The sequence below is a fragment of the Streptomyces sp. NPDC057010 genome (assembly GCF_042673805.1).
GTDB lineage: Bacteria > Actinomycetota > Actinomycetes > Streptomycetales > Streptomycetaceae > Streptomyces.
Genome location: NZ_JBHUSC010000060.1, coordinates 15,783 through 39,961, shown reverse-complemented (window position 1 = coordinate 39,961; position 24,179 = coordinate 15,783). Strand labels below are relative to the sequence as shown.

General features: G+C 72.8%; 17 protein-coding genes. 10 read left to right on the top strand and 7 right to left on the bottom strand.

Annotated features, from left to right (window positions below):
* Positions 1–246 precede the first annotated feature (246 nt).
* On the top strand, positions 247–795 hold the full coding sequence (locus tag ACFTXQ_RS31855; RefSeq protein WP_382647630.1) for a hypothetical protein: 549 nt from the start codon (positions 247–249) through the stop codon (positions 793–795).
* Between the two features lie 3 nt (positions 796–798).
* On the opposite strand, the gene ACFTXQ_RS31850 is transcribed toward ACFTXQ_RS31855, so the two are convergent.
* Entirely contained in the window at positions 799–1,668 is an 870-nt protein-coding gene (locus ACFTXQ_RS31850) for a Gfo/Idh/MocA family protein (RefSeq protein ID WP_382647632.1), read from the bottom strand.
* Between the two features lie 316 nt (positions 1,669–1,984).
* Between ACFTXQ_RS31850 and glnII the strand changes: the two genes are divergently transcribed.
* The gene (gene glnII, locus ACFTXQ_RS31845; protein ID WP_382647627.1) at positions 1,985–3,004 is read left to right on the top strand and encodes a glutamine synthetase; all 1,020 of its coding nucleotides are present in this window, start codon (positions 1,985–1,987) and stop codon (positions 3,002–3,004) included.
* Between the two features lie 499 nt (positions 3,005–3,503).
* The gene (locus tag ACFTXQ_RS31840) at positions 3,504–4,112 is read left to right on the top strand and encodes a winged helix-turn-helix domain-containing protein (protein WP_382647624.1); all 609 of its coding nucleotides are present in this window, start codon (positions 3,504–3,506) and stop codon (positions 4,110–4,112) included.
* A 117-nt stretch (positions 4,113–4,229) separates the two neighbouring features.
* Here ACFTXQ_RS31840 and ACFTXQ_RS31835 read toward each other — a convergent pair whose 3' ends face one another.
* Both ACFTXQ_RS31835 and ACFTXQ_RS31830 read right to left on the bottom strand, forming a co-directional pair.
* On the bottom strand, positions 4,230–5,681 hold the full coding sequence (locus tag ACFTXQ_RS31835; protein ID WP_382647622.1) for a PepSY-associated TM helix domain-containing protein: 1,452 nt from the start codon (positions 5,679–5,681) through the stop codon (positions 4,230–4,232).
* A 78-nt stretch (positions 5,682–5,759) separates the two neighbouring features.
* Positions 5,760–6,569, bottom strand: a complete 810-nt coding sequence (locus tag ACFTXQ_RS31830) for a hypothetical protein (RefSeq protein WP_382647619.1) — start codon at positions 6,567–6,569, stop codon at positions 5,760–5,762.
* A 65-nt stretch (positions 6,570–6,634) separates the two neighbouring features.
* Between ACFTXQ_RS31830 and ACFTXQ_RS31825 the strand changes: the two genes are divergently transcribed.
* From ACFTXQ_RS31825 to ACFTXQ_RS31795, 7 genes are all read left to right on the top strand, one after another.
* Positions 6,635–7,222 (top strand): rhomboid-like protein, encoded by a 588-nt coding sequence (locus ACFTXQ_RS31825; protein WP_382647617.1) that lies wholly within the window; start codon positions 6,635–6,637, stop codon positions 7,220–7,222.
* 47 nt (positions 7,223–7,269) lie between these two features.
* Positions 7,270–8,064, top strand: a complete 795-nt coding sequence (locus ACFTXQ_RS31820) for a tyrosine-protein phosphatase (protein ID WP_382647614.1) — start codon at positions 7,270–7,272, stop codon at positions 8,062–8,064.
* A 78-nt stretch (positions 8,065–8,142) separates the two neighbouring features.
* A complete protein-coding gene (locus ACFTXQ_RS31815; protein ID WP_382647611.1) occupies positions 8,143–10,056 on the top strand; it encodes a hypothetical protein in 1,914 nt (637 codons plus the stop codon).
* 77 nt (positions 10,057–10,133) lie between these two features.
* A complete protein-coding gene (locus ACFTXQ_RS31810) occupies positions 10,134–11,042 on the top strand; it encodes a metal-dependent hydrolase (protein WP_382647608.1) in 909 nt (302 codons plus the stop codon).
* Positions 11,039–12,082, top strand: coding sequence for a PDR/VanB family oxidoreductase (locus tag ACFTXQ_RS31805; protein ID WP_382647606.1), 1,044 nt, complete (start codon positions 11,039–11,041; stop codon positions 12,080–12,082). Before ACFTXQ_RS31810 ends, ACFTXQ_RS31805 begins: the two co-directional genes overlap by 4 nt.
* A 23-nt stretch (positions 12,083–12,105) precedes the next feature.
* Positions 12,106–12,822: a TetR/AcrR family transcriptional regulator gene (locus ACFTXQ_RS31800; protein ID WP_382647603.1), complete on the top strand. Its 717-nt coding sequence runs from the start codon at positions 12,106–12,108 to the stop codon at positions 12,820–12,822.
* A gap of 25 nt (positions 12,823–12,847) precedes the next feature.
* Positions 12,848–13,384: a GNAT family N-acetyltransferase gene (locus ACFTXQ_RS31795; protein ID WP_382647600.1), complete on the top strand. Its 537-nt coding sequence runs from the start codon at positions 12,848–12,850 to the stop codon at positions 13,382–13,384.
* On the opposite strand, the gene pulA is transcribed toward ACFTXQ_RS31795, so the two are convergent.
* The 4 genes from pulA to ACFTXQ_RS31775 form a co-directional block, all read right to left on the bottom strand.
* Positions 13,371–18,713: a pullulanase-type alpha-1,6-glucosidase gene (pulA, locus tag ACFTXQ_RS31790; protein ID WP_382647597.1), complete on the bottom strand. Its 5,343-nt coding sequence runs from the start codon at positions 18,711–18,713 to the stop codon at positions 13,371–13,373. The genes ACFTXQ_RS31795 and pulA overlap by 14 nt on opposite strands.
* Before the next feature lie 94 nt (positions 18,714–18,807).
* On the bottom strand, positions 18,808–20,532 hold the full coding sequence (locus ACFTXQ_RS31785) for a carbohydrate-binding module family 20 domain-containing protein (protein ID WP_382647594.1): 1,725 nt from the start codon (positions 20,530–20,532) through the stop codon (positions 18,808–18,810).
* A 1,002-nt stretch (positions 20,533–21,534) separates the two neighbouring features.
* Complete coding sequence (locus ACFTXQ_RS31780) at positions 21,535–22,551, bottom strand: LacI family DNA-binding transcriptional regulator (RefSeq protein WP_382647592.1); 1,017 nt, start codon at positions 22,549–22,551, stop codon at positions 21,535–21,537.
* Complete coding sequence (locus ACFTXQ_RS31775; protein ID WP_382647589.1) at positions 22,539–24,146, bottom strand: glycoside hydrolase family 13 protein; 1,608 nt, start codon at positions 24,144–24,146, stop codon at positions 22,539–22,541. Before ACFTXQ_RS31775 ends, ACFTXQ_RS31780 begins: the two co-directional genes overlap by 13 nt.
* Positions 24,147–24,179: the final 33 nt, after the last annotated feature.

The following is a 24,179-nucleotide window of genomic DNA, read 5'->3' as shown; positions in this document are numbered from 1 at the left end:
GACGCGACGACGAAGGAGGAGCGCCCTTGACAGGCCGGGCCGACGCGGAAGGACGATGAGACTGACGGGAAACCCCCAAACCTTCCCTGATGCCGGGTAACCGGGCCCCCGACCCCCCGCCCCGGTGAGTACGGGATCAGGATCCCGCCCAGGCGCGAGCGCCTCTCTTCACCTCGCCCCCACCCTCCCTCCCCGTAGGGTGGCCCCAGCAGCAAACCGGGACGTACCGCACCAAAGGGATCCACCGTGAACGAGCAGCCGCCGGAGCCGCCGCAGCACCCGCAGCCCCCCGCCGCCGGGGTCTCGTTTCCGCCGCCCCGCCGAGGGGCCGACTGGATGTTCGGCGGGGTGTACGGGACGGTGCTGGCCAGTGGGCTGCTGGCCGCGCTGGATCAGGAGGGCGGGGACTACACGCCGTTCTACGACGCCAGCTGGGTGCTGGTCACGGCAGCCACCGCCGGGCTCGCGCACGGCTACTCGCACCACATGGCCACCCATCAGCGGGGCTCCGTCGGCTACCGGTGGCGACTGCTGACCCGGGCGCTGTGGAACGAGTGGCCGATGGTCGCGGCCACCCTGCCCACCGTCCTGCTGCTGGTCATCGCGGGTATCGCGGACTGGGAGTCGTACGGGGTCACCGCCGTCGGCCTCGGCCTGAACACGGCGCTGCTGTTCGCGTGGGGGTCCTTCGTGGCGATCCGGGTCGGCTACCGACTCCGCTCCGCGCTGCTCATCGGCCTGGCCGACGCCACCATCGGCCTGGCCATCATCGTGGCGAACGCCGTGATCAAGTAGCGCTCACACCCCCTCCAACTGCCCCTCCGCCTCCGCCAGCAGTTCCGTCAGCCGGGCCCCGAACTCCGCCCCCCGCGGGTCCGGCACCCCCGTCCGGGCCGACGTGAGCAGTGCGTCCAGGGCGCGCCCGTACGCGCCGGGGACGTCGCTCCACCCCGGGAGCGCGTGCACCCCCTCGGCCCCCCGCAGTTCCAGGCCCACCCCGGCGGCCGCGCGCGGCGCGCCCAGGCTGAGTACGGCGGTGCTGGCCGCGCCGGAGGTGTGCCGCAGGGCCAGCTGGACCACGTCGGAGGGGCCTCGGGTGGCGCTGACTGCGGTGACCTCGCCCAGGATCGGGATCAGTACGGACAGCGCGTGCGGGCCGACGTCCCACAGCCCGCCCTTGGCCTTGCGCCACGGCGAGTCGGCGTACGCGCTGGGCGTGCCGTCGGGCGGGAAGACGGCGCCGAGCCAGTGCGCGGAGGCGGTGAACCAGCCGGAGCCCCCGGCCCGTTCCTCGACCCACCCGGCCGTCGGCTCGGCGAAGCGCAGGGTGAGGAAGACGACGGAGGCGACCCCGTGGCGGGCCACGGCGTCAGCGACGGCCCGGGCGTCCTCGACGGTCGTCGCGACGGGCTTGTCGAGCAGCAGGTGGCAGCCGGCGGCGGCCGCGCGCACGGCGAGCGGGGCCTGGACGTCCGGCGGGAGGGCGAAGGCCACGGCGTCGCAGTCGGCGAACAGCGCGTCGGGGTCTTCGTACACCTTCACGCCGTACTCGTCCGCCAGCTCGGCGGCGGCTTCGGGCCGGCGGCCCCAGACTCCGGCGAACTCGGAACCGGTGTGCGCGGCGAGCGCGGGGGCGTGCGTGCGGTGTGCCCAGGGGCCGGTGCCCATCAGCCCGACCCGGGGTCGCGGGCCTGCGGGGACCTGGTGGGCGGCACTCTCGACGACGCCTTCGGCGGGGTCTCCGGCAGAGGTCACATCAGACAAAATGCTCACCTGACCAGTCTGCCCCACTCGGACGGACGTTCCGCCGCCAACCCGCTGCCGACCCGCACAACCCACCCGACCTGCGGCGTAAACGTCGGTAACACAGGGTTCACACACGGGCAACGGATGGGAAATCGCAGCGGGGCACGCTGCGGTCATCACCGCAGCGCCGCAACGAAGCAGCGACCAGCAGCACCCGCAGAGTCTGAGGATGGGGCCCGTGAGCTACAAGGCTGAGTACATCTGGATCGACGGCACCGAGCCGACGGCGAAGCTTCGCTCCAAGACGAAGATCCTCGCCGACGGCGCCGAGCTGCCGATCTGGGGCTTCGACGGATCGAGCACGAACCAGGCCGAGGGCCACGCCTCCGACCGCGTCCTGCAGCCGGTCTTCTCCTGCCCGGACCCGATCCGCGGCGGGGACAACGTCCTGGTGCTGTGCGAGGTCCTGAACATCGACATGACCCCGCACGAGTCGAACACCCGCGCGCTCCTGCGTCCGGTCGCGGAGGAGTTCGCGGACCAGGAGCCGATCTTCGGCATCGAGCAGGAGTACACGTTCTTCGACGGCTCCCGCCCGCTCGGCTTCCCGGTCAACGGTTTCCCGGCGGCGCAGGGCGGCTACTACTGCGGTGTCGGCTCGGACGAGATCTTCGGCCGCGACATCGTCGAGAAGCACCTGGACCACTGCCTCGCGGCGGGCCTGAGCATCTCCGGCATCAACGCCGAGGTCATGCCCGGCCAGTGGGAGTTCCAGGTCGGCCCGGTCGGCCCGCTGGAGGTCTCCGACCAGCTGTGGATCGCGCGCTGGCTGCTCTACCGCACCGCCGAGGACTTCAACGTGTCGGCGACGCTGAACCCGAAGCCGGTGAAGGGCGACTGGAACGGCGCGGGCGCGCACACCAACTTCTCCACGAAGGCGATGCGCGAGGACTACCGCGCGATCATCTCGGCGTGCGAGGCGCTGGGCGACGGCAGCAAGCCGCTCGACCACGTGAAGAACTACGGCGCCGGCATCGACGAGCGCCTGACGGGTCTGCACGAGACCGCCCCGTGGAACGAGTTCAGCTACGGCGTCTCGGACCGCGGCGCCTCGGTCCGCATCCCGTGGCAGGTGGAGAAGGACGGCAGGGGCTACATCGAGGACCGCCGTCCGAACGCGAACGTGGACCCGTACGTGGTGACCCGCCTCATCACGGACACCTGCTGCGCCGGCCTGAAGAAGGACGGCCTGGTCTAAGGGCCGCCAGGCCCTCAGCACCACCCGCGGCACCTCCGACGCCCGCCGAGCCCCCAGGCCCGGCGGGCGTCGTCCGTGCCCGGGATGCCCGTGGGACGGATCGGCCCACGATGCGATACGGGCGCCGGAGGCGGCCGACTCAAGCGTCGGCCATATGTCGGGATTGTTGCAGTCTGGTGTTGACTTGATCGCAGAATTTGAGATTTCGATCCACAGGTTGAGACGAAGCCTGCCCTGCGGGGCGTGCGTCTGCTTGAATGAGGCCATGGCCAGCTACTCGTACACCTCGTCAGGTCGCAGCGACCTCGAGCCGTTCTGGCCTTCCCGTCAGGATCACGATTTCGACCGGGTGTGTTGCCGCGCGAAGAACGCGCCGGCCCTCTAAAACCTCCGGGATCTCCCACCTGACCTTCCCCGAGGCCTTCGGTCTGCGCGGTACGACATCGATGACGTACGTACGTCTCCTGCCGACCACTCCGCGTGAAAGAGCTGACCACTCATGGCGAACACCCGTTCCCTCGTTTCTGCCGCTTCCGCTGCGACCTCCGCCCTGACCTTCCCTCCCAGTCCGCGCCACCGGCTGCGGGCCGTGGACCGAGACGAGGTGGCCCGGGTCGTGGATCTGCTCCCGCCCGGCGCCACCTGGCTGCCCGCACCCCAGCACACCCTGCCGGCGCTGCCGGGCCACCCGCCGATGGTCGGCTACCTGGTCCTGGTCCCGGCCGACCAGCAGGCGCCGATCGCCTTCGCCCCGCAGGCGGTGGCCGCCGCCGCCCCGCCGGTCCCGGCGGCGGCCCCGGCTCCCGAGCCTCCGGCCGCGGTGGGCGACGCGCTGGTCCGTATCGACTCGGCGCAGCGCACCGCCGAGGTCGACGGGCAGGTACTCGACCTGACCTACCTGGAGTTCGAGCTGCTGGCCCACCTGGTGAAGCACCCGCACCGGGTGCACAGCCGCGACCAGCTGGTGACCACGGTCTGGGGCTACGGGCACGTCGGCGACGGCCGGACCGTGGACGTCCACATCGCCCGGCTGCGCCGCAAGCTGGGCGCGTCCCACCGCGGCGCGATCCAGACCGTGCGCCGGGTGGGGTACAAGTACGCCCCCTGACCGGCCTGTCGGGCGGCGAGCGTGCACGGAGGGCCCGTACTCCCGAGGGGAGTACGGGCCCTCCGGCCTTTCAAGGCCCGGTCAGACGCCCGGTCAGACGCCCGGTCAGACGCCGGGTCAGACGGCCGGGTTCGGCGTCTTCGCGCGGCGCTTCGCCACGAAGCCCAGCAGTACGTCGATCACGAGGAACGCGACCAGGCTGATCCCGAGCAGCGGGACGAACCAGCCGACGACCGCGGTCGCCGCGGCCAGCGGCAGCAGCACGGTCACCGGCAGCCTGCGCCAGGCGCCGCGCGGCTGGGCGCGGCCGGCGGAGAGCTTGCGGTCCTTGGTCGGGCGGCGCAGCCACCACATGCGGTAGCCCCAGAAGACGAGGAACATCAGCGCGACGGCGAGGGCGGCCAGCGCGAGCTGGTTGACGAGCCCGAAGGTCTGGCCCATGTGCAGGTCGATGCCGAAGCGGGTCATCTTGGCGAGCAGGGGGTAGTCGGCGAAGCGCAGTTCGTCCATGACCCGGCCGTCGGCGGGGTCGACGGAGACGGCGTCCAGGTGCACCGGCACCTGCTTGTCCTTCTCCTTGACCACGTACCCCTTGCCGTTGGCCGGGAGCGTCACCTGGAGGTACTCGGTGACGCCGGCGGCCCGGGCGGCCTCGACGGCGCGGTCTATGCCGACGTCGGCGGTCGGGGCGGGCGGCGGCATCTCCATGCCCTCGGTCATGACGTGGCCGGCGTGCTCGTCGCCGCCCGCCGCGTCCGAGCCGGGGTTCAGCTTCGCGGAGACGGTCGGGGTGGCACCGCCGAGGCTGTCCTGGAGCTGCCCGATGTTCTCGCCGGCGTACTTCGACCAGGTCAGGCCGGTGGCGGAGAGGACGACGAGGCCGGCGACGGACCAGAGTCCGACGGCCCCGTGCCAGGACAGGGTCCGGCGGCGGCCGGTGGCCGTGCGGTCGGGCAGGACGAGGTGGGCCTTGCGCTTGCGGCGGCGGCCGATCCACAGGGCGAGGCCGCCGAGGGCGACGACCCACAGCCAGCTCGCGGCGAGCTCGCTGTAGTTCCGGCCGAACTCGCCGAGCTGGAGGCTGGAGTGGAACTCGCTCAGCCAGGCGCGCAGCGGCAGCGCGTCGAAGGAGGTGGTGAGCTGCCCGCGCACGTCGGCCGTGTACGGGTCGACGAACACGGTGAGGGACTGGCCCTCCTCCAGCCCCGGGGTCTCCATGACCACGCGGGTGGTGGCGTCGGCCTCGGGCGCCGGCGCCACGCTCGTGACCTTGCCGTCGGGCACGGCGGCCTTGGCGGCGGCGACCTGGGCACTGAGCGGCAGGGCGCTGTCGCCGACGCGGGCGACGGTCAGCTGGTCGGAGTAGACGATCTTCTCGGCCTGCCAGGAGCCGGCGTAGAGCAGGCCGGTGGCGGCGGCGAGGAACAGCAGCGGGGCGATGAGCAGGCCCGCGTAGAAGTGCATGCGCAGGAGCAGCGGCCGCAGTGCGGCCCAGCTGCCGGCGCGGCTTCGGGGTGTGTCGGCGGGGGCGTCCGGGGTGCGGGTGCCCTGAACCTCGTCAAGAGACATGGGGGTCCTAGGTGTTGGCGGAGACATGGGGAAGCCGGCCCCAGGTCTCGCCCCCCTCCCCGAGGAGGGTGCGCCGGTTCAGGCGCGGGCAGGACGGCCGGGGGCCGTGACGAGGACTGCTCGGCCCGCGGGCGGCCCGCGGCGCACCACGGCGTGGGCGTGCACGGCCCCGCGCAGGCGGCGCGGCCGTGCGTACGGAGGGCGGAACACGGGCGGGGCCGGCGGGGCCGCCACTCGTTCCCGTACGAGTGCGAGGGCGCGGGAGAGCGGCCGGGCGGCGTGCAGCGCGGCGGCGCCGAGGGTGCGGGCCAGCCGGAAGAGGGCGGCCTCGCCCCAGGCGAGCCAGGCGGCGCAGAACAGGCCGGCGAGCACGTGCGCGGCGATCATCCCGGCCCCGCCGTGCCCGGTCATGGCGTGTCCGGCCATGGTGTGGCCGCCGCCCATGACGTGCGCGCCGCTCATGGCGTGCTCGGCCATCCCGGCCATGTCCGCCATGCCGGGCATGGCCGTCATGTCGGGCATTGCGCCCGTTGCGGCCATCCCGGACGACGCGGCGTCCGCGCCGGCCTCCATGCCCGGCATGCCCGGCATGGAGTGCCGCCCGGACATCGGCGGTGCCGCGGCGGGCGCGGCCGCCCCGCTCCCGGAGAAGACGAGGTGCAGCACCCCCTGCACGGCGAGCAGGGCGGCGGTGATGCCCACCGGCCCGCGCCGTCGTCCGGCGGCGAGCCAGGCGAGTCCGCCGGTCACCCCGAAGGCGCTCAGAAGACCCGTAAGCGGAATATCGGTGCCGGACATGTACGAATGCCCCACCGCACCCAATGCGGTACACACCGCCGCGAACATCGCGGCCCGCGTGGCGCGCATCGGCGCGGGGTTCTGGGGCATGGCCGGAACATGGTCCCACGGGGCCCGGTGACGCCCGCAAGAGGGCCGTATCCGATCATGGTCGGGTGAATCCAATTCCCCTGGGAGCGGTCTACGCGGGCGGGGTCCAGCTCGGGGCGCACGCCCTGGAGCGGAGGACGCCGGCGGAGCGGGAGCAGCTGCTCCGGAGCTGCTCGACGAATGTCGACAACCTTGCCGCCGGGCGCTGGGAGACGCTGCTGACCAGTGCCTTCGTCGTCGAGGAGCCCATGCCGCTGCCGTACGCGCTGCTGCTGGTCGCGGTCCTCGGCTACGCCGAGTACGCGTACGGCGCCTGGTGGACGGCCGCGGTGTTCCTGTTCGGGCACGCCGCGGCGACGCTGCTGGTCTACGGGGCCCTGCGCGGGCGGGCCGGGCCGGGGACCCGGCGCGCCCTGGACGTGGGGACGAGCTACGGGTTCAACGCCGTGCTCGGTGCGCTGACCTCGGCGCTGCCGCGCGGGGCGGTCCGCACCGCGGCGCGGGCCGGGCTGCTGGCGCTGGCAGCGGCGCCCGTCATCAAGCGGGGGCGGACCTTCACGGACGCCGGACACCTGGCGGCCCTCGGGATCGGGATCGGGGTCTCGCTGGCCCTCGATTGTCTTTCCCGGCCAAACCATCCGAAAATTATATGAATCACCGCAGCATACGAACACGTGCACGAGCCGCTGGAGCAGCCACGATGACCGCCACCATTGCCACCACCGTCGCCAACCTCCGCGACCTCGGCGGCACCCCCCTCTCCGGCGGCCGCACCGTCCGCCCCGGCCTGGTGCTGCGTTCCGGCCAGCTCGACCGGCTCGACCTGGAGGTCGACCCGGCGGTGGCCGCTCTGGGGCTGCGCACCGTCATCGACTTCCGCACCGACGTCGAGCGCGCCGACCACCCCGACCGGGTGCCGGACGGAGCCCGACTCCTGATCGGCGACGTCCTCGCCGACAAGATGAACACGGGCCGGATGCCCGCCGCGGCCCAGCTCAAGGACCTGCTGTCCGACCCGGTCGTGGCCGAGGAGCACCTGGGCGGCGGCAAGGCGCAGGCTCTCTTCGGCGACGTCTACCGGTCCTTCGTGAACTCCGCCTCCGCGCAGGCCGCGTACCGGATGCTGCTCACCGAGGCCGCGGCCCCGGACGCCGGCCCGCTGCTCTTCCACTGCACGGCCGGCAAGGACCGCACCGGCTGGGGCGCGACGGTCATCCTGTCGCTGCTCGGCGCGGACGACGAGACGCTGATGACCGAGTACCTGTCGGTGAACCCGGCGGTGAAGCAGGCCTTCGCCCCGATGATCGAGGGCTTCACGGCGGCCGGCGGGGACCCGGACATAGCGCTCGCGCTGATAGGCGTCTTCCCGTCCTACCTGAAGGCGGCGCTGGACGAGGTCGAGACGCGCTACGGCTCCATGGAGAAGTACGTGCGCGAGGGGCTCGGCGTGCCCGACGAGACGGTCGAGGCGCTGCGCGCGCGTCTGGTGGTCTGACGGCCCGACGGCCGGTCCACCCCGAACGAATGCACAGGGGATCGGTAACCATCCCACGATTCCCTCGTTCTGCTGAATGTGACTGCGCCGGATACCGCCACCCGCCCCCTGTCTCCCGACGTCGAGCAGGCCGAGGCCGCCATCGTCGAGCACTACCCTCGGCTGGTGCGGCTCGCCTACCTGGTGCTGCCGCCCTCCCTCGGCCGCAACCGGCGGGTCCTGACCGCCCATTCGCTGGTCCAGCGGGCCCTGCCGCGCGGCCGCCGGGACGCGGCGGCGGCCGTGCAGGGCGGGGTCCCGGGCCAGCGCGGGGGCGGGGCCGACGCCGGGTACGGGTACGTCCGGCTGCGCGTGCTGCGTGCCGCCCTGGAGGCCGGGGTCCCGCTGACCTTCCGCGCCCTGCCCCGGCGCGCGCAGCTCCCGCCGGCGCTCCCCCAGGTGTGGGGCCTGCGGCTGTTCCCCCGCTCCGGCGGGGCCGAGGAGCTCGCCCTCGACCAGTGGCTGGCGACCCTCGGCGGGCCCGGCCGGGCCGCCTGCGTGCTGCGGGCGCTGGAGCGGCTGCCCGAGGCGGAGGTGCTGCGGGTGCTGGACGAGGCCGGTGTCGCCGACCCGGCCGCCGCGGTCGCGGAATCCGGGGATCCGGCGAACGATGCCCTGTTCGCCTCCCCCGAGTTCGACCCGTGCGTGCTCCAGGCCCGGCCCACCGATCTGCTGCGCCGCCGGCGCCTGGCGCGGGCCGCCGTCGCGGCCGGGGCCGCCCTCGCCGTGTGCGGGGCGCTGCTCGCGCTGCCCGGCGGGGGCTGGGGCGCGGACGGGGCCGCCGCGCCGCCGTACTCCCGCAACGCCGCGGCCGAGCAGGCGCTGGACCCGGGGAAGCTGGTGCGGGCCGCGCCGACGCTGTGGCGCACCTCCTCCCGTACGGACTTCTCCGCGTGGCCGGCGCGCGGCGACCGGGCCGACGACGCCGGGCTGCTGCGCCGGGCGCTGGCCGTGTGGGCCCGGCCCGGCAGCTCGGTGGTCGTCTCCGCGACCCCCGGGACCCCGGCCGGGCCGCCGATGGGGCCCGCGCAGCTGCTGTTCGCGGGCGCCGTCGACCAGGCCGTCGTGGTCCTCTTCTACGACGGCCTGCGCGTGGTCCGGTACGCCGAACCGCGCACCGGGACCACCGGCGCCGCCCTGGACTTCGCCCGGACCGACGGCGCTTCCGCGGATACCGCGACCGCCCTCGTGGTCAGCCGGGTCGACGGCAACGTCCGCTACCTCACCGCGCCCTGGGTCACCGGCGCGGCCCTGCGGGACCTGCTCAAGCCGGGCGACACCCCGGCCGCGCTGAAGCTCGGCCCCGACGGGGTCACCCCGCCCGTGCCGAGCCCGGCCCCGGCGGGCAGCTGCACCAGCTGGAACGGCCTGGCCCTGACGGGCGACGGTGCCACGCGGGTGATCACCGACCTCGGTGAGCTGACCCCGGCCCGGCTCACGTCGGGCGCGCCGGGCGCCGAGCGTGATGTGACGGAGGCCGCGGAGCTCGGGGACTGGTCGCGGATCGCGTGCCTGCTGCCGTCGGTGCGTTCGCACGGGGTCCGTACGGTCAACGCCTGGACGTACGCCAAGCAGCCGCTGCCGGAGGGCGACGGGACGGCGACCTGGCTGTGCACGCGCGCGGAGACCTGGCAGGGCACGGCGGACCGGGTGCAGGCGCAGTTCCTGACCCCGGGGGCCCCGCTCGCCGCGCAGGCGGCCAGGTCCGAGGGGTCGCAGGCGTGCGGTCCGCGGGAGCCGCGGGTGCTGGCGGGCGTGCTGTGGAAGTCGCGGGCGGGCCAGTGGTACGTCCTGGCGGCGGGCAGTGCGCAGTTCGCCTCGCTGTCGGTGACGGGCGGCGGGGTGAACGGGTCAGCGAACGGAAACCGGCTGGCGGTCAAGGCTCCGGCGGGCGCGCAGGTCGATCTGTCGGGCAAGCTCACGGACGGGACGAAGGCCGGTTCGCTGCGCTAGGAACCGCACGGGGAGCGGCGTCAGGAAGTGCGTGCAGAGGGGTTTTCCTCTCCGCTACCCATCAGTACATTGACGCCATGTCTAATACGCCGCTCGCGCCCGCCCCCGTGGCGTCGGAACACATAGACCTGAAGCCGCGGAACGTGTCCTTCGGCTGGGAGGACACCCCGCTCCACTGGCTGCCGAACGACCCGTTCGCCGGTCACATGATCAACGTACTGCACCTGCTGCTGCCCGCGGGCGAGCGCTGGTTCGTGCACGTCTACAAGCAGGTGCTCCCGTACATCAAGGACGAGCAACTGCGCGCGGACGTCGTCGGTTTCATCGGCCAGGAGGCCATGCACGCCTCCGCGCACGACGACGTGCTCCCCCACCTGAAGCGGCTGGGCCTGGACCCGACCCCGTACACGGCGCAGGTCGACTGGCTCTTCGAGAAGCTGCTCGGCGACCGGACCCTGCCCCCGGGCCGGGCCCGCCACTGGTGGCTGATGGAGCGGGTCGCGATGATCGCGGCGATCGAGCACTACACGGCGTTCCTGGGCGACTGGGTGCTGAACGCCGACGAATTGGACCGCCGCGGCGCCGACCCCACCATGCTCGACCTGCTGCGCTGGCACGGCGCGGAGGAGGTCGAGCACCGCTCGGTCGCCTTCGACCTCTTCATGCACGTGGACGGCAACTACCGGCGGCGCGCGCGGACCTGGGCCACCGGCTTCTCGGCGCTGGTCTTCCTGTGGCAGCGCGGGGTCCGCTTCTTCATGGAGAACGACCCGGCGCTGGTCGACGGCAAGGCCTCCTTCGGCCAGTTCTTCCGGGCGGGGCAGCAGGGCGTGCTCCCTTCCACCGGCGCCATGCTGAAGTCCATACCGAAGTACCTCTCCCGTACGTACCACCCCTCGCAGCACGGCTCGACGGCCCAGGCCGTGGCCTACCTGGCCACCTCCCCCGGGGCGAACGGCGGCGCGAACGGCGGTGCGAAGGCATGAGGCGCGCCCTCGCGGTCACGGCGGTGGCGGGCGCGGCCTGGGCCGCCAAGCGGGCACTGGGCCGCCGCATCGGCAAGTCCCCGCTCTGGCCCCTGCCCGCCCTGGAGACACCGGTCTCCGGCTACTCCCCGCGCCGGGCGCTGCGCGCGCTGATCGTCTCCCGTACGGAGCCGGCCGAGGGGGTGCTGCGGCTGACCCTGGAATCGCCCGAGCTGCCGGTGTGGAGCCCGGGCGCGCACGTGGACGTCACCCTGCCCTCGGGCCTGGTGCGCCAGTACTCGCTGTGCGGCGACCCGGCGGACGAGGGGGCGTACACGATCGCGATCCGCCTGGTCGAGGACGGCCGCGGCGGCTCCCGCGAGGCGCACGCCCAGCTGGTCGAGGGCGCCGAGCTGGAGCTGCGCCCGCCGCGCAACCGCTTCGAGCTGGTCCCCGCGCCCTCGTACGTGTTCGTGGCGGGCGGCATCGGCATCACCCCGATCCTGCCGATGCTGCGGGCGGCCACGGCGGCGGGCGCCGGCTGGACCCTCCTCTACGGGGGCCGCTCGCGCGCCTCGATGCCCTTCCTGGACGAACTCGCGGAGTACGGCGACCGGGTCACCGTCCTGCCGGAGGACGAGGTGGGCCTGCCCGACCTGGCCCCGCTCGCCGCGGCCGGGCCCGGCACGCTGGTCTACTGCTGCGGCCCGGAGCCCCTGATGCGGGCCGTCACAGCCGCGGCGCCCGATCCCGCGCGGGTCCGCCTGGAGCGCTTCGCCCCGTCGGCGCCCGGCCCGGCGGCGCCCTTCACGGTGGAACTGGGCCGCTCGGGGCGCACCGTGGAGGTCGGCGCGCAGGAGTCCGCGCTGGCCGCGGTGCGGCGGGAGCTGCCCGACACCCCGTACTCCTGCGAGCAGGGTTTCTGCGGCACCTGCCAACACCGGGTGCTGGCGGGTGAGGTGGACCACCGCGACGAGCTGCTCACCGACCAGGAGCGCGAGGACTCGATGCTGCTGTGCGTGTCACGTGCGAAGGGAGACCGCCTCGTCCTGGATCTCTGAACGGTGCCCAGTAGGGTGTCGGCATGACAACCGGGGTGCGGCGCAGGATGGGTGTCGAGGAGCGGCGGCAGCAGCTGATCGGGGTTGCCCTGGAGCTGTTCAGCCACCGGTCGCCCGACGATGTCTCCATTGACGAGATCGCGGCGGCCGCGGGGATATCGCGGCCGCTGGTCTACCACTACTTTCCGGGCAAGCTGAGCCTGTACGAGGCGGCGCTGCGGCGGGCCGCCGATGAGCTGGCGCAGCGGTTCGTGGAGCCCAGGGAGGGGCCGCTGGGTGCCCGGCTGCTGCGGGTGATGGGCCGGTTCTTCTCGTTCGTCGACGAACACGGGCCGGGCTTCTCCGCGTTGATGCGGGGCGGGCCGGCGGCCGGCAGCAGCCGGACCAACGCGATGATCGACGAGGTGCGGCAGGCGGCGTACGAGCAGATCCTCGCGCACCTGGGCATCCCGCTGGAGGATCCGCCGGCCCGGCTCGAACTGGTGGTGCGCTCCTGGGTGTCGCTCGCCGAGTCCACGGCGCTGATCTGGCTGGACGGGCGCCGGATTCCGCGGGGCGAGCTGGAACTGCAGCTGGTGCACGATTTCGCGGCGCTGGCCGCGGTGAGCGCCGCGTACGACGCCGAGATGGCGGGCATCCTCGTACGGATCCTGGCGGACGAGCCGGCGGACGGGCCGTTCGGGGAGCTGGTGGCCCGGCTCGGCGCCCTCACGGCGGGCGGGGTGCCCTCGCCCCGGTGATCTTGGGTGTGGCGATAATGCCCGCGTGATCATTGACGACGGGATCTTGTTCCGGCAGGCCGAGGAGAAGGACGCCGGCACCCTTGTGCAGCTGTACGACGGGGCTGCCCGCTGGATGCGGCAGCAGGGGATCGAGCAGTGGAAGCCGGGCGAGAAGGACGCCGCGCACTTCCTGGCGAAGATGCGCGACGGTGAGGTGTGGCTCGCCGGTGACCCCGACGGGCGGATCGTCGGGGCGTACGAGCTGTGGTGGTCCGACGAGGAGGCCTGGGGCGTCCAGCCGCCCGTGGCCGGCTACGTGCACCGGCTGATGGTGGCGCGCGGGGCCGCTCCCGCCGGCGCCGGGCGCCGCATGCTCGAACACGCCGAGCGGCGGATCGCCAGGACGGGACGGGAGCGGGCCCGGCTGGACTGCGTCTCCACCAACCCCCGGCTGCTCGCGTACTACCAGGGCGCGGGCTACCGGGTGGTCGGGGAGTTCCCCCACAAGGAGGGGAAGGACGGCAGGGTCTACGGGGTGATCCTGCTGGAGAAGCGGCTGGACCGGCTCACCGTCGTGTGAAGACGGCGACGGTGCGGGCGGGGGTCGTGAACTCTCCTGTCTGCGCGTCGTAGGTGGACTGCCTGACGGTGGCGTCGGAGCCGGCGGCCTGGACCGGGTGGAGGGCGTAGGCGGTGCCGGCGAGGGCCGGGAGGCGCTGGGGCTGGGCGGTGGGCGTGGCGTTGAAGACCACCACCAGGTCGCCCAGGGTCATGGTGATCACGCCCGGGGTCTCGTCCTTGCCGGAGAGGGGGAAGGCCAGCTGCTGCTGGACGGCCTCGGCGGTGGTGAGGGCGAAGGCCCGTTCCGTCGTACGGATCCTCAGCAGGTCGCGGTAGGCGGCGGAGGCTCCGGTGATCTCCGCGCAGCCGGGGGCGGGGCCCGTCAGCAGGGGCTTCGCGTAGAGCCACTTCGAGGAGTTGTCGGCGGCCGGGGGCAGGCCGCGGCCGAAGCCGTTGCCGTCCCGGCAGTCCCAGTGGACGGCGTTGAACCAGTCGCCGCTGTCGTAGGAGTTGCGGTCCAGGGACTTGGAGCGGAGCAGGTCCGTGCCCGCCTGGGACAGGGCGGGGCCCTGGGAGAGGGCGGCCGTCGCCATGGCCAGGACCTGCATGCGGGCCCGGTCGGCGGTGGAGGTGCCCTGCGGGAGCTTGTAGGTGAGGGCGTCGGCGAGGGTCTCGTTGTCGTGGGCGTCCGCGTAGGCGAGGGCGTCGCCGGGGGCGGCCGCGTAGCCGGCGGGGGCGCCGTTGTAGTCCAGCTCGGAGCCCTTGGTGCGGCGGCCGGTGGTGTCGGTGAAGGCGTACGGGGCGAGGTTCCCGGACAGGCCGACCTTGATCAGGTCCTGGGCGTGCAGCAGGCGGGCCTTCTGCTCGGCCGGGGTGCCGTTGGCCGGTGAGCCGTTGGGCGCGGTGAACAGGCCCGAGGCGAAGCCCTGGACGCGGGGGTCCTCGTCGAAGGGGCCGCCGCCGCGGACGGCGTCGCGGGCCCGGTCGGAGAACGTGGCGATGCCGGTGCCGGCCATGTTCTGCTGGGTGGCCTGGACGAAGCGGGCGTCGTTCGCGATCTCGCCGAAGTTCCAGCCTTCCCCGTAGAGGACGATCTTCTTGCCGTCGACCCCGTCCTTCGCGGGGGTCAGCTCGTCGAGGGCCTTGCGGACGGCCAGGATGTTGGCTTTCGGGTGGTGGCCCATCAGGTCGAAGCGGAAGCCGTCGACCTTGTACTGCTTCGCCCAGGTGACGATCGAGTCCACGACGAGACGGCCCATCATGGCGTTCTCGGGGGCGGTGTTGGAGCAGCAGGTGGAGGTGGCGACGCTGCCGTCGGCCAGCAGGCGCTGGTAGTAGCCGGGGACGATGCGGTCCAGGACGGACTTGTCCGACTGCCCGGCGGCGACAGTGTGGTTGTAGACGACGTCCATCACGGTGCGCAGCCCGGCGCCGTTGAGGGACTGGACCATCCTGCGGAACTCGACCGTACGGGCCGTGCCGTCGGGGTCGCTCGCGTAGGAGCCTTCGGGGACGGTGTAGTGGAGCGGGTCGTAGCCCCAGTTGTAGGCGTCCTTCGCGGCCGCCGCGGCCACGCACGCCTGCTGCTCCTGGGAGTCCGGCGCGTAGACCTTGAGGTCGCAGGCGGGTTCGGTGCGGTCCGCCGCCTTCTCGGGGATGGTGCCGATGTCGAAGGCGGGCAGGAGGTGGACGTAGGAGGTTCCGGCGGCGGCCAGGTCGCGCAGGTGGCGCATGCCGGCCGAGCCGGTGTCGGTGAAGGCGAGGTACTGGCCGGGGTGGTGGGAGGTCGGGTCGGCGACGGAGAAGTCGCGGATGTGCAGCTCCTGGATCTGCGCCGAGGTGAAGGGGACGGGGGCGGGCTTGCGCAGGTCCTTCCAGCCGGGCGGGGCGAGCTTCGGGTCGGTGAGGTCGACGGCCAGGCTGCGGGTGGAATCCGCGGTCAGGGCCGTGGAGTACGGGTCGGTGACGAGGTTGCGGACGACCTGGCGGGTGCTCGGCGCCCAGACGGTCACGGCGTAGCGGTAGGGCTTGCCGGTCCAGGAGCGCTCGCCGCGCACCGACCAGACGCCGGTGGTGTCGTCGCGGCGCATGGGGACGGTCCGGCCGTCGAGTTCGAGGGAGACGTCCTGTGCGGTCGGGGCCCAGACGGAGAGGGTGGGGCGGCCGTCCTTGAAGACGGGGCCGAGGGGGGCGGTGTTCGCGTAGAGGTCGTCGAGGACGCCGGCGAGCTGGACGCCGGTGGCGGCGAGGACGGCGCCGTTGGCGGCGCGGGCGCTCGCGACGAGCTGGCCGCGCAGGGCCTCGCGGGTCCGGTCGCGGTCGCGCGGGTCGACGGTGAAGGCCGTGTACGCCGCCAGGTGGGGGAACTTCTGCTTCTGGGCGGCGGTGAGCTCGGTCCGGCCCAGCCGCAGCCAGTGGGCCCGGCCGGTGAGGGTGCCGTTCTCGGCCTTGACGGCCCCTTCGCGGGAGGCGAGGAGCTGTACGGAGGCGGCGGCCGCCGGGGCGTTCCAGGCGAGGGTGTCGCGGTCGATCCAGACGGCCTGGGCCTTGGTGAGGTCGAGGGCCGCGGACGATCCGGCGGGCTGCGGGAGGAGGTACTTCTCCTTGCCGGCCAGCATCCAGACCTCGTGGCCGGTGGCCTTGAGGTCCAGGGACTGGTCGGTGGGGAGGTCCTTCTCGTCGCCCTTGTGGAGGATGTAGCTCAGGGAGGTCGCACCGGCCCCGAGCGGGACCTCGTACACCGCGCCGTAGGAGTCGGTGCGGGTGGGCAGCAGCGGCTTGGACCAGTCGGTCGGGGTCGCGGCGCCGGTCCAGACGTGCAGCCCCCAGCCGTCGTAGGCGCCGTCGGGGCGCTGGTAGTGCAGGACGGCCTTGTTCGTGTCCTGGGGCGGGTAGGCGGGGCGGTCGGTGCGGGCGGGTTCCTTGCCCTGTTCGAGCCAGATCTCACCGGTCTTGGTCACGTCGATGGTGCGGTCGGCGGCGACGTCCTTGTTGCCGTCCTTGTCGATGACGAGGTAGCCGACGGAGGAGGCGCCGGGCTTGAGGCGGACGTAGGCGAAGGCGCCGTAGGCGTCGCGGCCGGTGAAGCCGTGGCCGGCCGGCCAGGGCGTCGCTTCGCCGTCTGCGAGGTCGCCCCAGGCGTAGAGGCGCCAGTCGGTGTAGTTCCCGTCGGGCCGGTTGTAGTGGACGACGGCGTAGTCGCGCTGGGTGGCGGTGGGGACCTCGGGGGGCGGGGCCTGGCCGGCGACGGTCTCGGCGAGGGCGCTCGTGGTGCGGCCTGCGGAGTCGACGACGACGGCCTTGTAGCGCAGGGGCGTGCCGACGGGGGCTGTGACGTGCTGGGTGACCTTGTAGGGCGCGTGGTCGGCCGAGCCCAGGACCTGCCACTTCCCGTTGCCGGTCTGCGCGGCGAAGACGACCCGGTTCAGGCCGCCGCCGGTCACGTCCGCGGAGAGCTCGACGGTGCCGGTGGCGCCGGGGGCCGGGGCCTTGAGGGTCAGGGCGGGCTTGCCGGCGGGGGCGGCGAGCGGGGCGGTGCCCTGGAGCACCACCGAGCCGAAGGCGGGGACGACGACGGTGAGCTTGCCGGCGGCCGAGGCGCGGATGAGCGCGGTGCCGCCGTAGAGGGTGCGGTACTGGGCGCCGGCCGGGGCGTCGATCTCCACGGTCCTGGACTCGGCCGCGTTGTTGGCGGCGACCAGGTACTCGGTGCGGCTGCGGGCGTCGGTGCGGGCGAAGGCGTACACCGGGCCGTCGTCGAGGCGCTGGCTCTGCACTCCGTCGCGGAGGGCCGGGTGGGCCTTGGTCAGCTTCGCGAGAGCACTGATCTGCTTGTAGAGAGGGTGCTCCGTGTCGTAAGCGTCGCTCGCGTGGGTTCGCGCCGTACCGAGCTGGTCATCGTCCAGGTAGTCGGCGACCCGGGAGGCGAACAGCGGCTGGCGGGCGTCCTTGTCGCCGCCCGCGCCCGTGAAGCCCTGCTCGTCGCCGGAGTAGACCACCGGGTTGCCGCGGGAGAGGAACATCAGCTCGTTGGCGAGCCGGTAGCGCTCCAGCAGCTCCTGCTCGCCGGCGCCCGGCCGGTCCTGCTTGAGGAAGGTGCCGAACCGGCCCATGTCGTGGTTGCCGAGGAAGGTCACCTGCTCGTAGGCGTTGGCCTTGTCGGTGGTGTACCGGTAGTCGTCCCCGAACACGGAGGCCAGCCGCCCGGCCCCGGCGCCCTGGGAGGCGTACGCGCGGATCGCGTCCTGGAGCGGGAAGTCGAGGGTGGCGTCGAGCCGCCCGCGCGTCACGTACGGCGAGGTGACGGCGGTGTCGGCGGAGTAGACCTCGCCGAACATGAAGAAGTCCTCGCGGCCGCGCTTGGCCGCGTACGCGTCGAGGGCGGTCGCCCACTGCGTCCAGAACTCGGTGTTGACGTGCTTGACGGTGTCGATCCGGAACCCGTCGATGGCGAAGTCCTCGACCCACTTCTCGTAGATCTTCTCCATCCCCTCGACGACCTCGGGCCGCTCGGTCCACAGGTCGTCCAGGCCGAAGAAGTCGCCCTGCTCGGAGGACTCGCCGGCGAAGGTGGAGTCGCCGCGGTTGTGGTACATCGCCGGATCGTTGAGCCACGCCGGCGCCTTGAGGTTCTTCTTCGCGTCGGGCACGAACGGGGTGCGCGGGAAGGACCCGGGACCGGTCTTCGGGAACTTCCCCTTCCCGTCGGCGTAGTCCTTGTCGTCGAAGGGCACGCCGTCCTTGGTCAGATACGGGAACGCCCCCTTCGACAGGTACGAGTAGGAGGCCTCCCGGTAGTCGACGACATCGGCGGTGTGGTTGGTGATGACGTCGAAGAAGACCTTCATCCCCTTCCGGTGCGCCGTGTCGATCAGCCGTTCCAGGTCGGCGTTGGTGCCGAAGTGCGGGTCGACCTGGGTGAAGTCGGTGATCCAGTAGCCGTGGTAGCCGGCCGAGACGTCTGCGCCCTTCCCCTGCACGGGCTGGTTCTTGAAGATCGGCGCCATCCAGATGGCCGTCGTCCCCAGCCCCTTGATGTAGTCGAGCCGGTCGGTCAGTCCCTTGAGGTCGCCGCCCTGGTAGAAGCCCTTGTCCGTCGGGTCGAGTCCGGTCTCCAGCCTGCTGCCGGTCAGGCCGCCCCTGTCGTTGGCCGGGTCGCCGTTCGCGAACCGGTCCGGGAGGACGAAGTAGAACTGCTCCCGGGTCAGGTCGTGCCGGGCCGGCGCGGCGGCCAGCTTCGCGTCCGAGGGCGGGGCGGGCGGTCCGGCGGCGGCCGCCGCGGCGGGCAGGGCGGGCAGGAGCGTCACGGCCAGGGCGGCGGCGAGGACTCCTGCGGCAGGGCGTATCAAGGCGGTTCTCCTTGTGTACGTGTCGCATGGATGAGGGCCGCCCGGCGGTGGCGGGGAGATGGATACCGGGCGGCCCTGGTCGGTGGGGCGGAGGTCAGGCGCGCCAGGTGTCGGCCGGCGTGACCTTGCCGCTCGCGGGGACGGTGGCCGTGCGGTTGGCGCCGCTCTCCCAGGTGACGTTCCCGGAGGCGTCCTTGCGGATGTACTTGTACGAGAAGGACGTGCCGGCCGGGAGCGTGACGTCGAGCTTCCAGACGGGGTAGGCGGCCGGGTCGAGCTTGAGCGCGCTGCCGGTGTTCCAGCCGCCGAGCTCGGGACGGTCGCCGGTGACGTAGACGTTCTGCCCGACGACGGTGGTGGCGTTGACGGCGAACGAGGCGCCGGAGCTGCCGGCCGGCGGGGGCGTCGTACCGCCGGAGCAGGTGCGGGCGCCGGTGTGCAGGGCGACGGCGGTGCCCGCCGCGACGGTGGCGGTGAACCGCCCGCCGGAATCCACGGTCACCGCGCGGCCGCTCTGCACGTCGCAGTAGTCGCCGGCGGCGAGGGAGGTCTGGAACGTCCGGGTCAGCGCCGACCCCTCGTGGTTGATGGCCACGTACGCCTTGCTCCCACGCCCGAAGGCGATCTGATCGGCCCCGTTGTCCCACCAGTCGGTGACGGCCTGGCCGCGGGCCGCGTTGCGGAAGCCGACCATGGAGGAGATCTCCCGCCAGGCGTGCTGGCACTTCCACCCGTCGGCGTAGCAGGCGTTCACCGTGCCGCCGTTGGGCGGGCCGGCGTCCTTGTCGGTCCACTCGTAGCCGGAGTGCACGTCCGGCGAGCCGTAGGGCCAGGCGAGCATGAAGACGCTCGCGAGGGTGTAGTCGGAGCCGTTCTTGTAGTTGAGGGTGTCACCGCCCCGCTCGGTGTCGTGGTTGTCGACGAAGACGGCGGACTGCCCGCTCGGCATGTACCCCCACGCCTCGCCGAAGTTCTTCAGGTAGCTCAGGTTCTCGTTCTGGAAGACGCGCTTCAGGTCCCGCGCGTAGCGGAACTCCTGCACGTCCCCGTTGCCGAGGTACTCACCGGGCGAGACGGCCTCACCCGCCCCGAATATCGCCTCCTGCTTCCAATACACCCCCGGATTGGTCAGCCGGGACTTGATGTTGGCGAGGTCGGCGGCGGGCATGTGCTTGGCGGCGTCGATCCGGAACCCGTCGACGCCCAGCGACAGCAGGTCGTTCAGATACCCGGCGATGCGCCCCCGCACGTAGTCCTCGCCGGTGTCCAGGTCCGCGAGCTGCACGAGCTCGCAGTTCTGCACGTTGGCCTTGTCCTGGTAGTTGGAAATCGTCGCCCGGCAGTCGTCCATGTCCGAACCGGAATAGACGCCCGGGTAGTTGTACTTCGTGTACGAAGACCCGCCCGTGCCCACCCCGTCGCCGGCAGCCATGTGATTGACGACGGAGTCGGCGACGACCTTCACCCCGGCGGCGTGACACGTGTCGACCATGGCCTTGAAGGCGGCCCGGTCCCCGAGCCGCCCGGCGATCCTGTAGCTGACGGGCTGGTACGAGGTCCACCACTGGGCCCCCTGGATGTGCTCCTGGGGAGGCGAGACCTGCACGAACCCGTACCCGGCGGGCCCGAGCGAATCCGTACAGGCCTTGGCAACGGACTCGAACCGCCACTCGAACAGCACGGCGGTGACGTCCTTGTCCCCCGGCGGGGTCGCGGAGGCCTGCGGAGCGGTCGCGGTGAGCGCACCGAGCACGGCGGCGGCGAACAGGCCCGCGGCGGCGGCGCGGGATCTTGCGGGTCTGGCAGCTCTGACAGACATGTGGGGGGCCTCCTGGCGGGAGAGGTGGGGATTGTCCGCGACCGTAGAGGGGCGGCCCACCGTGTTGCAAGACCTTGCGCAAGAGATTGCAGAATTGTTTCTTCCCTGCGCCCCGGCGACCCAGCCCGGCCCCCCGGTTCCCGCGAGGCGCGGCCGGGGCACTGGCCGCCGAGACCCTGGACCTACTGCCGGGAACCCCGGTCATGTAGATCTACCTGACGGCGCTCATGCCAGACGGCACGCCGGTTGAGGTCAACCACATGCTCCTGGACGCCGGTTCCGACGTATTGCCCGAACGGTCGACCAAGTGGAAGCCAGCCAAAGGCTTCGGTGAGGGTGGGCGGCTTATGACCAGCCCCAGACGGCGGCCGGACGCCAAGCCGGGAGAAGCGCGTAGCGATCTGACGCGTCTCCCGCTCCCGATGGGCTTCTCGGCGCTGTTTCGTGCAGGTAGAGCCGCCCCCGGCCCGGGGCGCGCGTGCCCATGCCCTGGGCGAGTGTCGGGCTGATGCCCGGGCCGGGCGCCGCCCGGGCTGGGCGGTGGGCACGGGCCGGACTCGGGAAGCGGGCTCGCACTTCCCTGGCTCGCCCGTGCCCGTGTCTCTGACCCGTGGACCGTTCTTTTGGGGGGTTCCCGTCGGTCTTCGGATTTCCGGTTCGGGTCGGTCGGTCAAGGGTGGCCGAAGGCCATCGCGAAGCGACGCGACCGCAGGGAGCGCCCTTGAGGGACCGGCCCGAACCGGAGAGACGATGAGACTGACGGGAACCCCCCAAACCCTCCCTGACGCCGGGCAAGTGAGCCCGGAACCCCGAAGCCACCGACCAGCAGGCCGACTTGCCTGAGCGAATTGCCGACGGGACGGACCCCGCTTACCGGACTGCCGAGTCCCGGCTCCGGCGCCGAGGGGGGCGGGTGGGCCACCACCGCCCGAGGGGAGTGGTGAGAGGGGGGTGAAGGCCCCGCTCCAGGACAGCGGCGCAACAAGCCCGACGCCCCCACCCCTACGGCGCCTGCCCCGTAGACCCCCGCACCACCAGCTCCGGCTGGAACACGTACTCCGTGCGCTGGACCGGGGTGCCGCCCACCGCCTCCAGGAGGGCGCCGACCGCCGCCGTCGCCATCGCGCGGACCGGCTGGCGGACCGTCGTCAGCGGCGGGTCCGTGAAGGCGATCAGCGGTGAGTCGTCGAAGCCGATCACCGACACGTCCTCCGGCACCCGCAGCCCCCGTTCGCGGGCCGCCCTGATGACGCCGAGCGCCATCGGGTCGCTCCCGCACACCACCCCCGTGCAGCCCCGGTCGAGCAGCGCGCCCCCCGCCGCGTGCCCGCCCTCCACCGTGAACAGCGTGCGCTGGATCAGGCCCTCCGCGTCGGCTCCCGGCACGGCCGCCAGGAACCCCTGCTCCTTCCGCGCCGACGGAACGTACCGCGTCGGCCCGATGGCCAGCCCGATCCGCCGGTGCCCGAGCTCCTCCAGGTGCCGCACCGCCATCTCCGCCGCCGCCCGGTCGTCGGGGGAGATGAACGGGGCGTTCACCCGCTCGTTGAACCCGTTGATCAGAACGAAGGGGACCCCGCGCGCCGCCAGCCGCTGGTACCTGGACGGATCGGCGAGCGCGTCCGCGTGCAGCCCCGACAGGAACACGATCCCCGTGACCCCCCGCTCCTCCAGCTGCTCCACCAGTTCGTCCTCGGTGGCCCCGCCCGGGGTCTGCGTGCACAGCACCGGCGTGTACCCGTGCCCGGCCAGCGCCTGCTCGATGACCTGCGCGAACGCCGGGAAGATCGGGTTGGTCAGCTCCGGGATCAGCAGCCCGACCAGCCCGTTGCTGCGCCGCTTCAGCCGCACCGGCCGCTCGTAGCCCAGCAGGTCGAGCGCGGCCAGCACCCTGTGCCGGGTGCCGGCCGCCACGCCCGACTTGCCGTTGAGCACGCGGCTCACGGTCGCCTCGCTGACCTGGGCCTGCGCGGCGATGTCCGTCAGCCGCAGCGGGGAGGGGGAGGTCACCCCTGCCACCACACCGCCGTGTCGGCCGGCAGGACGTCCGGCCCCGCGGCGTCGAGGTCCCCGCTGGCCAGCAGTACGGTGCCGTACGCGGGCAGCCGTACCGGCGCGCCGGTGGTGTTCACGGTGCACACGAACCCGCCCCGCCGGAAGGCCAGCACCCCCTCCGGAGCCGGCAGCCACTCCACGGCGTCGCCCGCGCCCAGCTCGGCCCGTTCCCGGCGGATCCGCAGCGCCGAGCGGTAGAGCTCCAGCGTCGAGGCCGGATCCCCCGTCTGCGCCTCGACGCTCAGGCCCGCCCACTCGGCGGGCTGCGGCAGCCAGCTGCCCCCCTCACCGAAGCCGTACGGGGCTTCGCCGCCCGACCACGGGATCGGCACCCGGCACCCGTCCCGCAGCCCGTCCTGGCCGTTCGCCTTGAAGAAGGAGGGGTCCTGGCGCACCTCGTCCGGAAGGTCGACGACCTCCGGCAGCCCGAGCTCCTCGCCCTGGTAGACGTACGCCGACCCGGGCAGCGCCAGCATCAGCAGCGCGGCGGCCCGCGCCCGCGCCAGGCCCTGCGCCCCGCCCCCGTACCGCGTCACGTGACGCACCACATCGTGGTTCGACAGCACCCACGTGGTGGGCGCCCCCACCGGCCGCATCGCGTCGAGCGAGTCGTCGATGGTGGCGCGCAGCGCGGCCGCGTCCCAGCCGGTGTTCAGGTAGTGGAAGTTGAAGGCCTGGTGGAGCTCGTCGGGCCGCAGGTACATGGCAGTACGGTCGGCGCTCGGCGTCCAGGCCTCGGCGACGCCGATCCGGTCGCCCGCGTACTCGTCGAGCACGGTCCGCCAGGAGCGGTAGATCTCGTGGACCCCGTCCTGGTCGAAGAAGGGCAGCACCTGGTTGCCCAGCAGCTTGAGCTGCTCGCCCCGCCCCAGGTCGGGCAGTCCGGGCGCCTTGACCAGGCCGTGCGCGACGTCGATGCGGAAACCGTCGGCGCCGAGGTCGAGCCAGAAGCGCAGGATGGAGCGGAACTCGTCCTGGACGGCGGGGTGTTCCCAGTTGAAGTCGGGCTGTTCGGGCGCGAAGAGGTGCAGGTACCACTCGCCGTCCGCCACCCGCGTCCAGGCGGGCCCGCCGAATATGGACTCCCAGTCGTTCGGCGGGAGTTCACCGTCGGCGCCCTGGCCCGGACGGAAGTGGAAGCGCTCGCGCAGCGGCGTCCCCGGCCCTTCCCTCAGGGCCTGCTTGAACCATTCGTGCTGGTCGGAGCAGTGGTTGGGGACGAGGTCCACGATGATCCGCAGGCCCAGCGCGTGCGCTTCGCGGATCACGGCGTCGGCGTCGTGCAGGGTGCCGAACATGGGGTCGATGGCCCGGTAGTCGGCGACGTCGTAGCCGGCGTCGGCCTGCGGGGAGGCGTAGAAGGGGCTGAGCCAGACGGCGTCGACGCCCAGTTCCTTCAGGTAGGGCAGGCGGCTGCGGATGCCTTCGAGGTCCCCCATGCCGTCCCCGTTGGAGTCGGCGAAGCTGCGCGGATAGACCTGGTAGATCACCGCTTCTCTCCACCAGCCGGGCCGGGTGCCGGTGGAGGTGGGAAGTGTCTCGGCGAGGTGCTGGGTCATGTCGTCCTTGAGAAGGTCGGGCCGGGGGTGAGA

Excerpts from the sequence above, each read along its gene's own strand:
- ACFTXQ_RS31800 (WP_382647603.1), top strand. The coding sequence starts at position 12,106 with ATGACAACCGGGGTGCGGCGCAGGATGGGTGTCGAGGAGCGGCGGCAG.
- ACFTXQ_RS31785 (WP_382647594.1), bottom strand. The coding sequence starts at position 20,532 with ATGTCTGTCAGAGCTGCCAGACCCGCAAGATCCCGCGCCGCCGCCGCG.
- ACFTXQ_RS31830 (WP_382647619.1), bottom strand. The coding sequence starts at position 6,569 with ATGCCCCAGAACCCCGCGCCGATGCGCGCCACGCGGGCCGCGATGTTC.
- ACFTXQ_RS31850 (WP_382647632.1), bottom strand. The coding sequence starts at position 1,668 with ATGGGCACCGGCCCCTGGGCACACCGCACGCACGCCCCCGCGCTCGCC.
- ACFTXQ_RS31805 (WP_382647606.1), top strand. The coding sequence starts at position 11,039 with ATGAGGCGCGCCCTCGCGGTCACGGCGGTGGCGGGCGCGGCCTGGGCC.
- ACFTXQ_RS31775 (WP_382647589.1), bottom strand. The coding sequence starts at position 24,146 with ATGACCCAGCACCTCGCCGAGACACTTCCCACCTCCACCGGCACCCGG.
- ACFTXQ_RS31820 (WP_382647614.1), top strand. The coding sequence starts at position 7,270 with ATGACCGCCACCATTGCCACCACCGTCGCCAACCTCCGCGACCTCGGC.
- ACFTXQ_RS31840 (WP_382647624.1), top strand. The coding sequence starts at position 3,504 with ATGGCGAACACCCGTTCCCTCGTTTCTGCCGCTTCCGCTGCGACCTCC.
- ACFTXQ_RS31810 (WP_382647608.1), top strand. The coding sequence starts at position 10,134 with ATGTCTAATACGCCGCTCGCGCCCGCCCCCGTGGCGTCGGAACACATA.
- ACFTXQ_RS31835 (WP_382647622.1), bottom strand. The coding sequence starts at position 5,681 with ATGTCTCTTGACGAGGTTCAGGGCACCCGCACCCCGGACGCCCCCGCC.